This is a genomic window from Pseudomonas sp., from assembly GCF_030698175.1.
Taxonomy (GTDB): domain Bacteria; phylum Pseudomonadota; class Gammaproteobacteria; order Pseudomonadales; family Pseudomonadaceae; genus Aquipseudomonas.
Genome location: NZ_JAUYNT010000006.1, coordinates 167,302 through 179,865 on the forward strand (window position 1 = coordinate 167,302; position 12,564 = coordinate 179,865).

General features: G+C 59.3%; 12 protein-coding genes and 1 pseudogene. 7 read left to right on the forward strand and 6 right to left on the reverse strand.

The window, feature by feature from the left end:
• Positions 1–62: 62 nt before the first annotated feature.
• Complete coding sequence (locus tag Q8R10_RS03605) at positions 63–800, forward strand: ABC transporter substrate-binding protein (RefSeq protein ID WP_305651093.1); 738 nt, start codon at positions 63–65, stop codon at positions 798–800.
• A gap of 53 nt (positions 801–853) precedes the next feature.
• On the opposite strand, the gene zapA is transcribed toward Q8R10_RS03605, so the two are convergent.
• Together zapA and Q8R10_RS03615 are read right to left on the reverse strand one after the other, a co-directional pair.
• A complete protein-coding gene (gene zapA, locus Q8R10_RS03610) occupies positions 854–1,150 on the reverse strand; it encodes a cell division protein ZapA (protein WP_305651095.1) in 297 nt (98 codons plus the stop codon).
• The gene (locus Q8R10_RS03615; RefSeq protein WP_305651097.1) at positions 1,147–1,395 is read right to left on the reverse strand and encodes a hypothetical protein; all 249 of its coding nucleotides are present in this window, start codon (positions 1,393–1,395) and stop codon (positions 1,147–1,149) included. Before Q8R10_RS03615 ends, zapA begins: the two co-directional genes overlap by 4 nt.
• 179 nt (positions 1,396–1,574) lie before the next feature.
• Here Q8R10_RS03615 and Q8R10_RS03620 point away from each other — a divergent pair, with 179 nt between their 5' ends.
• Both Q8R10_RS03620 and Q8R10_RS03625 read left to right on the forward strand, forming a co-directional pair.
• On the forward strand, positions 1,575–1,928 hold the full coding sequence (locus Q8R10_RS03620; protein ID WP_305651099.1) for a helix-turn-helix transcriptional regulator: 354 nt from the start codon (positions 1,575–1,577) through the stop codon (positions 1,926–1,928).
• 70 nt (positions 1,929–1,998) lie between these two features.
• Positions 1,999–2,766, forward strand: coding sequence for a sterol desaturase family protein (locus Q8R10_RS03625; RefSeq protein WP_305651101.1), 768 nt, complete (start codon positions 1,999–2,001; stop codon positions 2,764–2,766).
• Positions 2,767–2,821: 55 nt separating this feature from the next.
• On the opposite strand, the gene Q8R10_RS03630 is transcribed toward Q8R10_RS03625, so the two are convergent.
• Complete coding sequence (locus Q8R10_RS03630) at positions 2,822–3,877, reverse strand: agmatine/peptidylarginine deiminase (protein WP_305651103.1); 1,056 nt, start codon at positions 3,875–3,877, stop codon at positions 2,822–2,824.
• A 322-nt stretch (positions 3,878–4,199) separates the two neighbouring features.
• On the opposite strand from Q8R10_RS03630, the gene Q8R10_RS03635 reads away from it, so the two are divergent.
• The 3 genes from Q8R10_RS03635 to Q8R10_RS03645 all read left to right on the forward strand — a co-directional run bounded on the left by Q8R10_RS03635 (position 4,200) and on the right by Q8R10_RS03645 (position 8,897).
• Positions 4,200–5,471 (forward strand): MFS transporter, encoded by a 1,272-nt coding sequence (locus tag Q8R10_RS03635; protein WP_305651105.1) that lies wholly within the window; start codon positions 4,200–4,202, stop codon positions 5,469–5,471.
• 274 nt (positions 5,472–5,745) lie between these two features.
• Positions 5,746–8,046, forward strand: coding sequence for a glucosylglycerol-phosphate synthase (ggpS, locus tag Q8R10_RS03640; protein ID WP_305651107.1), 2,301 nt, complete (start codon positions 5,746–5,748; stop codon positions 8,044–8,046).
• A 458-nt stretch (positions 8,047–8,504) separates the two neighbouring features.
• A complete protein-coding gene (locus tag Q8R10_RS03645; RefSeq protein WP_305651109.1) occupies positions 8,505–8,897 on the forward strand; it encodes a globin in 393 nt (130 codons plus the stop codon).
• A 38-nt stretch (positions 8,898–8,935) separates the two neighbouring features.
• Here Q8R10_RS03645 and Q8R10_RS03650 read toward each other — a convergent pair whose 3' ends face one another.
• The 3 genes and pseudogenes from Q8R10_RS03650 to Q8R10_RS03660 form a co-directional block, all read right to left on the reverse strand.
• A complete protein-coding gene (locus Q8R10_RS03650; protein WP_305651111.1) occupies positions 8,936–9,238 on the reverse strand; it encodes a cell division protein ZapA in 303 nt (100 codons plus the stop codon).
• Positions 9,235–9,483, reverse strand: coding sequence for a hypothetical protein (locus Q8R10_RS03655; RefSeq protein WP_305651113.1), 249 nt, complete (start codon positions 9,481–9,483; stop codon positions 9,235–9,237). The genes Q8R10_RS03650 and Q8R10_RS03655 overlap by 4 nt, the downstream gene beginning before the upstream one ends.
• 434 nt (positions 9,484–9,917) lie before the next feature.
• Positions 9,918–10,040 (reverse strand): annotated as a pseudogene (locus Q8R10_RS03660) (Pvc16 family protein); the annotation flags it as partial.
• A gap of 103 nt (positions 10,041–10,143) precedes the next feature.
• On the opposite strand from Q8R10_RS03660, the gene Q8R10_RS03665 reads away from it, so the two are divergent.
• Positions 10,144–12,237: an autotransporter outer membrane beta-barrel domain-containing protein gene (locus Q8R10_RS03665; RefSeq protein WP_305651114.1), complete on the forward strand. Its 2,094-nt coding sequence runs from the start codon at positions 10,144–10,146 to the stop codon at positions 12,235–12,237.
• The last annotated feature ends 327 nt before the right edge of the window (positions 12,238–12,564 follow it).

The window sequence follows — 12,564 nt, forward strand, 5'->3', positions numbered from 1 at the left end:
CCATTTAGCAGTTTCCGGGGCAGCGACTAAGCTACCAATACGCCGCAACGGAGACCGCCAATATGTGCCGTCATTTTGTTTACGCCTGCTTGTGCGCCCTGCTCCTCAACGCAGCAACGCTGGCTGCGCCCCTGCAAATGGTGGCCAACAACTTCCCGCCGTTCACCGACCAAACCCTGCCATACAATGGTCTAGCCGTCGACTTGGTCAGCACCGCACTGAGCCGCGCCGGCTTTGCCAGCGAGTACCAAGAAGTACCTTGGGCCCGTGCCATAGAAGGCCTGCAGCACGACCGCTATGACCTCACCGTCGCCACCTGGTTTGCGCCAGAGCGGGCCGTCTATGGTCAGTTCTCCGACCCCTACTTCACCAACACCATTCGCTTTATCCGCAAAAAAGGCAGCCACGTAGAATTCAAGCAACTGAGCGACCTGAGGCCCTATTTAATTTCCGTGGTGCGCGGTTACGCCTATGCCCCGGCCTTCGACAGCGACGCCAGCCTGAAGAAACACCCGGTCACCAGCTTCGCCAGCGCCGCCCGCATGTTGGCGTTGGGGCGCGTACAGCTGACCCTGGAAGATGAGACGGTGGCGCAGCACGCGTTTAATGGTGAGCTGCGCGATATTCGCGACGAGTTGGAGTTTTTGCCCAAACCGCTATCGGAGTCGCCCTTGCATATTCTGGTGCGCCGCAGCCATCCACAGCACCAGCAGATTATCGACGGCTTCAACCAGGCCATCCGCGCCATGCAGGCCGACGGCACCTACCAGACCATCCTCAAGCGCCACGCCAACGACTAACAGGACGCTGAAAAACTACTGCGCTCGGCTATGCCGCGCTAAGGCAAAGACGCTCAGGCTGACTGAATCAAACTGGCCAAGGCATCGATGCGCGCACTAACCTTGACCTCGACCCGCTGCACATCTAGCTGGCGCTGCTGTAATTCAGCATGTTCCGAGCACAGCTTGAGCGCCGCCAACACCAGCAGTTTGTCGCCGAGCAAACCCGGCGCCTTGGCCTTGGTCGCGGCCAGCAAGTCTTGCAGCATCTGCGCCGCTGCCAATAAGGCCGGCTGCTGCGCGTCAGGGGTTTTGATGCTGTAGTCACTGCCCAGAATTGAAATAACCGTGACCTGATCGCCGCCACTCATGGACAAACGGGGCTGCCAGCGGCGTTCTGGCCAAGGGTTGCGCGCTCAACCAAGGCCTGAATCCGCGCCAGGGTGGCGTTTTGCAGCTCGTCTTGCTCGAGGGCGCCGAGCTGCAAATTGTCGTTGTCATCCTTAACCTGCGCCAGCTCTGCGCTTAATTGTGCATTACTGCTCAGCAGCCCTTGATTGGCGACTAGCAACTCGCTGACCAGTGCTTCCAACTGACTTAAGGACTTTTCCAACATATTGATTACTCAGGCTTTTTTTCGGGCGCAGAGAATAAAGAAAAGCCCCCGCAGAAGCTAGGCGCGCAACGCAACCATCCAAGCGCCGCTTAAGCCTTGCCCATTTAGCTGCGTAGCAAGTCAATACGAACAACAACTCTCAGTTGACGCATGCATTAGCGTGCATATATGCTCAAGCCATGAACCAGCTCAAGCCCACGACCCGTACCGAAGCCGCCGACGCCTGTATTGAGATTCTCGATACCGATTTCTTTCGGGCCCTCTGCGAGCCTGCGCGCATCCAGATTTTCCGCGTGCTGGTGCTGCAAGGCCGCTCCGACATTGGCAGCATTGCCCAGGCGATGCCGCAAGACCGCTCGGTGATTGCCCGGCATTTGCAAACCATGGAACGCGCCGGTTTGCTGCGCGCCCAGACTGAAGGCCGGCACACCTATTACCAGATTGACGGGCCGACCATAGCCGCGCGGGTCCAGCGAATTTCCGCCCTGATTCAAGCCTTGGTGCCGCTGTGCTGCGCAGTGCCTGACAGCTAATTTTTTTACCCAAATATAGGCATATCGGTGCCTATAAACTCATAAAATAGCAACCCATTTGGAGAACAGCATGCCACTTGCAGACTTAATCGGGATTGCCATCCCGCTGGCTTTTACCCTGCTACTGATTATCGAAGCCCGCTATCCGGCCCGAGTTTTTAGCGACGTGCGCAATTGGCGAATGGCCGGTGCGCTGTTCTTCGTCATGGTGCTGATGGTCGGCTCGGTTGTGCCGCTACTGATCCCGGTACCCTGGTTGCAGCAACACAGCCTGCTTAACCTCAATGATCTGGGGTTGTGGGCTATTGCGCCGGGGGTGCTGGCCGTGACCCTGGTGGGTTATTGGCTGCATCGCGCCCTGCATCGCTTCGACTGGCTGTGGCTGGGCGCGCACCAATTGCACCACAGCCCTGATCGGGTCGATGTGGCCGGCGCCTATTTCGCCCATCCGCTGGAGATAGCGCTGAAGGTCGGCAGCAGTACGCTGATCACCAGCTTCGTGCTCGGTTTAACGCCATTGACCACGGCGCTGGTGGGTTTGTTCGTGGCCCTTACCAGCCTGTTTCAGCACAGCAATATCAACACCCCGCGCTGGCTGGGCTATCTGGTGCAACGGCCGGAATCGCACTGCCTGCACCACGAATATCAAGTCCATGGCCGCAACTACAGCGACCTGCCGCTGTGGGACATGCTCTTCGGCACCTTCGTCAACCCGCACCGTTTCACCGGCAAAGTCGGCTTTCAATTGGCCACCCCGCCCTCGGTGCTCGATCTCTTGCTGATGCGCGACGCGCACAAAGCCAAGCCCAAGAGGGTCGACAGCGGCTTAGCCGGCTGAAGGAAAACAACCACGCAGCAAAATGCCCCAGCGCGCCGTTTAGCACCGTCGGCTTTTAAGCCTTGGCCGGCTGTTGCTGGGTCGAACAGTGCAAACTGCCGCCGCCCAAGCCAATGGTGGTGACTGGCAACAACTCCACCACCCGCCCCGGAAAGGCCTGCTCGAACGCCTTACGGGCGATGGCATCTTGTGGCACGTTAAACGCCGTGCTGATCACCGCGCCGTTGACCAGGATGTAGTTGGAGTAGATGTCGCAGTCGCGATCATTACCGCGTTCGGGGTTGAGGGTGGTGTCGGTGCGCGGGGTTGGCAGGTCGATAATCTCGAAGCGCCGGCCCTTGGCATCGGTGGCCTGCTCCAGCACACGGCGGTTGGCCATCATGCAGTCGTAATACTCGCCCATGTCGGCGTCGGCGGAGTTGAACAAAATCTTGCCGGGTGCGGTGAACGAGGCGATGCCATCGATATGGCCATCGGTTTCGGTTTCCGCCGGGTTGCCAGGCAGCCAGATGATCTTCTGCACGCCCAGGGTGCGGATCAGCTCGGCTTCGATCTGCTCTTTGCTCATATTCGGGTTGCGATTTTTGTTCAGCAAACAACTCTCGGTGGTCAGCAAGGTGCCCTCGCCGTCGACATAAAAAGAGCCGCCTTCCAGCACCATCGCCGAGCGGACGATCTCAACGCCAGCCAAACGGGCGATGTCGCCGCCGATTTGCTTGCAGCCATCATAGGGGCGGTATTTTTCGCCCCAGGCGTTAAATTCATACACCACTGCAATCTGTTGCTTATCAGGGCCGTTCAAAAAAATCGGCCCGCAATCGCGTAGCCAATTGTCTTCGGCGGCGGCGGCCACCACCTCAACCGTCGGCCCGCAGAGCTCGCGCGCCTGCTCGGCCAAAGGCTCATAGGCGGTGACTATGCAGCGCTGGTACTTGGCGATGCATTGGGCGAACAACGCAAATTCCCGGCAAACCTGCTGATAATGGCTGCCCCAGAGCTCTTCACGGTTTTCCAGCACCGGCCAGCCGAGCCAACAAGCGGCCATCGGCTCCCACTCGGCAGGCATCCGAAAACCGGCGGCGGTGCAATTGAATGAGCTTTCGCGTTGCATAGGTCAATCCACTTGGCTGTAAAGGTACGGCCCATTTTAAAGATTCAGCCGCCAATGAAACGCGACGAATTTTAGCGGTATTGATTAGCAATGCTTATCTAAAACAACCTGCCAGCGAGAACCACACGCGCAACCGCGCAAGCACCTGGTAAACAGCCCAGATGCTCACTCGCAGCATTCAGCGGCCCTGCCAGCAGACTGGCCGAAGACCGTTCAGCAGTTTTAATAATCAATTAAAATCAATAACTTAACTAATAATCATAGAATCCGATCGAGGACTTAAGGTTGCCCTCGGGGGGCCATTGGCCTAGGGTAGCTGGCTATGTTGGTTCTGATGGCTCCCATCAGCTCATTGCTTTGCGCAGTTGCATTACTCCTGCTTGGCAACGGTCTGCTTAACACCCTGCTGACCCTGCGTGGCGTCGCCGAAGGCTACTCCACCGGGATGCTCGGACTGATAATGTCCGGGTACTTCGTCGGTTTTCTCCTTGGCACTTGGCTGGCGATTCCGCTGGTTCGCCGCGTTGGGCATATCCGCGCGTTTGCCTTCTTTGCAGCCTTGGCCGCCATCACCGCGCTGCTGCATATTTTGCTGGTCAACCCCTGGGTCTGGCTGGGCTTGCGGGTGCTCTACGGCCTGGCGCTGGTCAGCCTGTATATGGTGATCGAGAGCTGGCTCAACGCCCAGGTACCCAGCGAGAAACGCGGCCAAGTGTTTGCCATCTACATGATGGTCAACCTTGGCGCCTTGGCCGCCGCCCAGCAGCTATTAAACCTGGCCAGCCCCAGCGACTTTGTGCTGTTCGTGCTGGCGGCGCTGCTGATCAGCGCGGCCTTGATGCCCATCACCCTGACCCGGCAAACCCAGCCGAGCATGCCCGAGACCCTGCACACCAATCTGCGCCAACTGGCTCAAGTGGCGCCCGTGGCCATGGCCGCCGCCGGCTTGTCGGGCCTGGCCCTGGGCGCGTTCTGGGGTATGGCGCCGGTCTATGCCAGCCTCAGCGGTTTCGATGCGCCCGGCGTCGGCCTGTTGATGAGCGGCACCATTCTTGGCGGTGCCCTGTTGCAGTGGCCGATAGGCCATTACTCCGACCGCCATGACCGCCGCCAGGTGCTGCTCTGGGTGGTGCTGCTGGCGGTCGTGGTGGCGCTGCTGATGACGCTGCTGTCGGCCGGCCCCTGGCTGCTGGCGGCGATGTTCGTTTGGGGTGGCCTGGCCTTTGCCATCTACCCGCTGGCCGTGGCGCAGATGGTCGACCAACTGCACAGCGATGAAATTCTCGCCGGCTCCAGCGGTCTACTGATGGTCAACGGCATCGGCTCGGTCTGCGGCCCGTTGCTGGCCGGCCTGCTGATGCAGCAATTCGGCGGCCTGGCCCTGCCGCTGCATTTCGCCGCGAGCCTAAGCCTGCTGGCGGCCTACACGCTCTACCGCTTGCGCCACGTCAGCGACCTGATCAACGAACCCCATGGGCACTTTATGCCGATGCTGCGCACCAGCCACACGGTACTCGAACTCATGCCCGAAGCACCGACCACAGAACCAGAGCCAGAGAGCGCTGCCGCGCAGCCAACCGCCGCCACCTCTTAAGTGCGCCAAGCGCACATTGCACCGTTCAATAACAAGACTATGCACCGTGATGGGTTGAACCGAATCGTAGGAGGGGCTTTAGCCGCGATACCTTGCGCTGTGTCACTGAGTGCTGTGGAACGCGGGTCGCGGCTAAAGCCCCTCCTACAAGGTTTGCCACGCTCACCATTAACGGACACATAGCCACTAACAACAGGGTCGACATGACCCACCCACTCAACTCGTCGGCCCAGGTCGGCGCGTCAACGCAGTCCGCATGGACAGGAGACAGCGCATGTTACTTGCCACCGATCTTGATGGAACCTTTCTCGCCGGCAATCCCGCCGACCGTCTAAGCCTTTACCAAACCCTCGCCGCCCACCCGGAAATCCGCCTGGCCTATGTCACTGGCCGCAGCCTGGAGTCGGTGCTGCCCTTGCTGGCCGACCCGACCCTGCCGCAACCGGACTTCATCATCGCCGACGTCGGCGCGAGCCTGGTGCATGGCGACAGCCTGCAACTGATCCAGCCGCTGCAAGGTGCGGTCGACGCCCTCTGGCCCGGTGAAAGCCAGGTCGCCAGCGCCATCGAAAGCTTCGGTCTGGAGCGCCAGGACATCCCGCAGATGCGCCGCTGCTCGTATTACTGCAGCCCCGAACAAGCCGCCAATCCGGCCCTGCTGGCGGCGGCCGAAGCCCTGGGTTGCGACCTGCTCTACTCGGCCGAACGCTACCTCGACTTTCTCCCCAAGGGCGTCAACAAAGGCAGCAGTTTGCAGGCGCTGATCGACTGGCTGGAGCTGGACATCAACCAGGTACTGACCGCCGGCGACACCCTCAACGACCTCAGCATGCTCAGCGGCCAGTTCAAAGGCGTGTGTGTCGGCGCCGCCGAAACCGCGCTGTTGCAGGCCACGGCCCGTCACTCGCGCATCTTCCACGCCCAGCGGCCAGGCTGTGGCGGCATTCTCGAAGCCATAGTGCATTTTGGCTTTCTCGGCGCAAGCGGGATCGCCGCCGAACAACGGCTGGCCTTGCCACCGGGCAAATCGGACCTGGTGATGGTCTACCACCGCCTGCCCTACGAAGAGCATCGGGTCGCGGGCAAATTGCAGCGCCGCCGTCCGACCTCGCCGAATGGCATTATCCCGACCCTGCTGAGCTTCTTCGGCGATGGCCGCAAAGGCTCCTGGGTGGCCTGGGCCGAGCACGAAGACGCGGCCGGCGAGCCGTTCGAAACCCACACTACGGTGGATGCCGAGCACTACCCCAAGCTCACCGCCGCCCGCGTGCCGCTGAGCAAGGACGAGGTCGACATTTTCTACAAGCGCTTCTCCAAGGAAGCCTTCTGGCCGACCTTGCACACCTTCTGGGAGCGTGCGCAGTTTCGCGAAGACGACTGGCAGGTGTTCCTCAAGGTTAACCGCGCCTTCGCCGAACGCACCGCCCAGGAAGCCGCCGAAGGCGCAATTGTCTGGCTGCACGACTACAACCTGTGGATGGTGCCTGGCTACCTGCGCGAGCTGCGCCCGGACCTGCGCATCACGTTTTTCCACCACACCTACTTTCCCTCGGCCGACGTGTTCAACGTCCTGCCGTGGCGCCGGCAGATCATCGGCAGCCTGCTGCAATGCGACTACATCGGCTTTCATATCCCCCGCCAAGTGGAGAACTTTGTCGACGCCGCCCGTGGCGTCACTCCGCTGCAAACCATCAGCCGGCAAAACTGTGCGCCGCGCTTTATCACCTACGGTTGCGCCGTGGGCCTGGAGCGCATGACCACTGCGGTGGATACCGGCAACCGCGTGGTCAAGCTCGGCGCCCACCCGGTGGGGCTGGATCTTGAGCGGGTCAGCGCAGCGTTAGCCGCGCCGAAAATCCAGCAGATGATGGAGCGCCTACGCAGCGAGCTGGACGGCGTCAAACTGATCCTCTCGGTCGAGCGCCTCGACTACACCAAAGGCACCCTAGAGAAACTTCAGGCCTACGAGCGGCTGCTGGCGGAAAACCCCGAACTGCTGCGCAAGGTCACCCTGGTCTGCGTCTGCGTGCCGGCGGCCAAAGAAATGACCATCTATGACGAGCTGCAAGGGCAGATCGAGCAAGTCGCCGGGCGCATCAACGGCCGCTTTGCGCGCATCGGCTGGACGCCCCTGCAACTGTTCTTTCGCAGCCTGCCCTTTGAAGAAGTCAGCGCCTGGTACGCCATGGCCGACGTGATGTGGATTACCCCACTGCGCGACGGGCTTAACCTGGTGTCCAAGGAGTTCGTCGCCGCCCAGGGTTTGCTCGGTGGCTGCGGAGTGCTGGTGCTGTCGGAATTCGCCGGCGCCGCCGCTGAACTCAAAGGCGCCCTACTGACCAATCCCCACGACCCGGCAGACATGGTGCAAGTCTGCTATCAGGCCTTGAACATGCCCAAGATCGAGGCCCAGGCGCGACTGCGCGAGCTGTACGACATCGTCAGCTACAACGACATTCGCCGTTGGGGCGATGAGTTTTTAGCCGGCGTCGCCGAGCAACCGCAGCCAAAACCACTGAGCGACAGCGCCAATGACAGCGCCAGCAACCTCAGCGAACAGCTCATCAGCATCTGAGTGCTGCGCCTGTTCAAGCGCCCCAAGCAAGCGCGTGAGCAGGCGCACGAACAAGCCCAAGCAAGCCTGAAACCTGGCCATAAACCCTTTAGCTATTGCACCAGAAGGTAGCTGTTTGTAGGAGGGGCTTTAACCGCGACCCGCGACCCACCGCGCTAGCTGACACAGCGCAAAGCATCGCGGGCGGCAGTCGCTCCATACGGCGCAGCGCATTTCCCACATCCATGTGAATCCTAAAGCCCATGAGGTTTGCGGCGCTCAACAGTTAATCGAACATCCCCATCTAGCAGGCCGTGACCCAGCAATCAATAGCTGAGCAAGCGATCAACTCGCACGCCCCAACAGCATTGATTAACTTGTGCTTAGGCGCTCTATTCCGGTAGTTTGCGCGACCTTACGCAGACCCGAGCAGCCACACGGGCCGCCGACCTGCGTCACCGCCCAACCCTTGGAACCCCATGAACTCCGCCGATCTCGTTATGCAAAGCTATGGCCGCTGCTGTGCCAGCCACGGCTTCCTCGACAGCTTTTACCTGTACTTTCTCGCCAGCTCGCCAGCAGTGCGGGCCAAGTTCATCGACACCGACATGCCTACGCAAAAACAACTGCTGCGCCACGGCATCCTTAACCTGGTGATGCACGCCCGCGGCATGCCCGACAGCAAATTGCGGGCGCTGGGCTGCAGCCACGCCCGTGGTGGCTTGGATATCCAACCCGAACTCTACCAACTGTGGCTCGACTCACTGCTGCAAGCGGTTGCCGACCACGACCAACTCTGCGACAACCACACCCGCCAAGCCTGGCGCGAGGTGCTGAACCAAGGCATCAGCGTGATCAAAGCCCAGTACTGAGCCTGACCTCGCTACGGACAGCTAAGCCCAAGAGGCTATTAGGGCGCGCTAATTAGTTGGGCGATTGCATCAATGCGGGCGCTGACCTGCGCTTCGATCTGCGCCACGCCCTGCTGGCGGTTGTACTGCTGCGCCTGCAGTTGGGCGCAGATTTTCAGCGCCGTCATCACCAGCAACTTGTCGCGCACCAGGGCCGGGGCCTGCGCCTTGGTCTCGGCCAACAACTCCTGCAGCAATTGCCCCGCCGCCACCAGCGTCTGGTCTTGGCCGGCAGGTGCCTTGACGCTGTAGTCGCAGCCGAGAACATTGATCAACGTCACCCCGGCGCCATCTTTCCTCATGGGTTACCCGCATTCGAGGCGCCGCCGTGACCGGCCGAGGCCACGGCCACCAAGGCCTGAATCCGGGCGATGGTGGCGCTGTGCTGATCGTCTTGCTCAAGGGCGCTGAGCTGCAAACTTTCGTTTTCATCCTTGATCTGCTGCAACTGCGCGGTTAATTGCGCGTTGTCGCTGTGCAGGCTTTGATTGGTCTGTAGCAGATCGGTCACCAACTGCTCCAACTGATTTAACGATTGTTCCAACATATTCAATACTCGCAATGATTGGCCGGCCCGCAGCATAAAAAGCCCGAGGCAACGCCTCAGACCGCACCGCTAAATGCCCACCGAACTAAGAATTTTGGCGAAAACTGGCCCGCTAAAAAGCCGCCAAATCAGAATCAAACAACAGCCGCGCCGACAACACGCGCACAGCCTCCGACCGCCGAACCGCGCTGCGAGTTCCCCAGCCGCGCCGCGCAAAGCCGCCGGCACCGCCCAGCGGTCAGGCCCGGCAACCTGCGCTAAGCAAACACCGCGCAGTGCGACCAAGCCCGCTAATCCGGCTACAAGCCGCGCAGCAGAGCCCGCTCTTGGCCCCAGTGCGTTAAGTCGAAGGTGACTGCGAGTTTTACCAGCGCATCTGGGTCATGGCCCAAACCGACAGCTGCGAGGCCGTGGCGCGCTGAGGTGGCCGGGCCTCAGCCCGCCGCCAGCACCCATACCTTGTAGAGCAACGACGGCCGGTAGCCGGTGTTGAGCGCCGTCCACAGCTGCTGCAGCTCGGCATGGCTGAGGCTGCGCAGCTCCAAGCTGATAAGCTCGGGCCCTCGGTGCTTACGATCACCCCCCTATCTATTTGCTCATTATATTTTCTAGACCTAGGCTGAAGTGTCAATTCTGACGTCCTAACTTATAGGTCCTGATATGAAAGCCAGCTTAGTTTCTCTAGCTGTGGCCGCTGCCATTGTGGCGTGGGCACCAATTAGCTCGGCTCGCGAGGCCGTCGCGCTTCCAGGCGTAGTCGGAGCGGAAGGTGTGCTGAATGGCGTAGACACAACGGGTGGTGCCACATTGACCGTTACCGATGGCCAGAATATCAATACTAATAACGATCTCGGCGGTGCTTTCACCACTGCTTCCAGCAATACGGGTAACCTCCTGTTCCTTGGCGACTCGACCGTAACCGGCTCTACCGGTCAACCGGGGGTTCTATTCCTCAATATCAGTGCCGGCGCTACTGGTAAAGCGGTAACCTTCAATGGCGATGTCCATGCAACTACAACCCAGATTAGTGAGACCGGGACGATAAACTTCAATGGTGACGTTATATCGGCCCCGGTGTTTGTCGGTGATGGTTTTCTTAATCTCGGTGCCGGTCGCTTGCTGACGGGCGCCATCACGACCAATACCGCAAATACCGGTACATTGACGCTCAATAGCGGCAGTAATGTAACCGGGGCCATTGGTGGTGCAAGTGGGCTGAAGCAAATCATTGTATCGGGCGGTAATGCGTCTATTACCGGTGCGGTGCAAGCTCAAGGCTTCAGCCTCGGAGCGAACACCTTGAGCATTACTGGGGCGTTGACCACTAACGCCAACGGCACTATTGCGACCACGCTGGCCGGTAATGCCGTGTACGGTAATATCCAGCCGTCCGGCTCCTCGAATATTAATGCCGCCGGCATTACCGTAATTCCAACCGTAACCGGAGTACTGACTCCCGGTACGACGTTCAGGATTGTCGGTGGCCTATCCGGCACCATCGGGGCGACCGTGACTGTCCTCAATACCAACCCGCTTTACACCTTCTCGAGCGTACCTACGACCACTGGCGATGTGCTCATAACTGTTGAGTCGGTTTCCTTGGGCTCGCCTGCTGTCGACACAACAGCGGGGGCATTGATTGGCACACCGGCTCCAGCGGGTTCCGATTTGCTTGCCATTCAGGGCGCACTCCTTGCTCTTCCCAGTGCAGTCGCCGTCAACAATGCCCTGGCTCAACTGGCTCCCAGCAGCACCAACCTGGCAGCGCCCTGGGTTGCAGGGCAGGCGACGCGCCTTATGGAAGACATGTTGCTGGCTCGTGTGGACGAGATCCAAGACATGTGTTGTGACGCCAATTGTGAGCCAAATAAAATCCAAGAAGTGCGTAAGTGTAATGGTGAAGAGCAACAGAACAACTTGTGGGCTAAGAGCTTTGGTAATTTAGGCAACCAAAACGACGTCAATAATAGTGTCGGCTATGACACTAAAACCTATGGCCTGGTGCTGGGCTATGACCGCCCGGTGAGCGAGGACACCCGCCTTGGTGTGAGCGCAGGCTATGCGAATAGCTCAATTGACGGAAACGGTTCCTCTGGTGAGACAACTATCGATTCTTACCAGCTGACGGGTTATCTCAACTACACGCCAGGCCCTTGGTATGTACAGGGTGCTTTGACTGCCGGGATAGACAACTATGAAGGGGAGCGCCAAATCATACTTCCAGGCGTGAGTCGCGTCGCGAAATCTGACTACGATGGGCAGCAGTACACCGCTCTCGTCTCGACCGGCAAACACTTTTACTTTGACCAAGCGGTCACTGTTACACCGTTCGCGTCATTACAGACATCGCTTATCAAAGTCGACAGTTATACCGAACGCGGTGCTGGTGACGTGAATCATCGTGTGGACGACCAAGATTATAATTTTACTCAATCAGGCTTGGGCGTGAAGATTGAACGTGTTATTCAATCCGGCGCTAGCACCTATTCCCCTGAGGCTCATGTCAAATGGTTGCATGATTTCAGCGATACAACCACGGAGCAGACGGCAGTGTTCACGGGTGGAGGCTCAGAGTTTAACGTGGAAGGGATAGAGCAGAATCGGGATTTGTACAATGTCGGCGCGGGTATTACATTCCTTTCCTGCAATTGCGATAACAACTCTTGGACTGTCAAAGGGCAATACGACTATAAGTGGAATGATAGCGAATACTCATCAAATCAGTTGTCACTCATAGCGAGTCTTAAATACTGATGTAATGTAGCTAACAGGCCTCGATTCTTTCGGCGGAGTGTTATCTCATAGGTCAAGGCCCTCGGGTAACGCGGCAAAAAGCTGGCAGTTAAACAGCGACGGGGCTTGAAAACCCCATCACCGCCGACAGCAGCGCCAACCCAGGGGGGGGTAATTTCGCCACTGAAACTCGCCGGCTAATCAGCACCTCAAGGTTCAGATTAGCCGGCGCCCTGCCCGTCCCCACGAAAGCTCGACCGCAGTAGGTGACGAGGTTTAGTGGGGACGGCTCCATCGCTTCGCGGACAAGTCCGCTCCTACAAGGGCCGTGAACGCCTGAGTGATCCG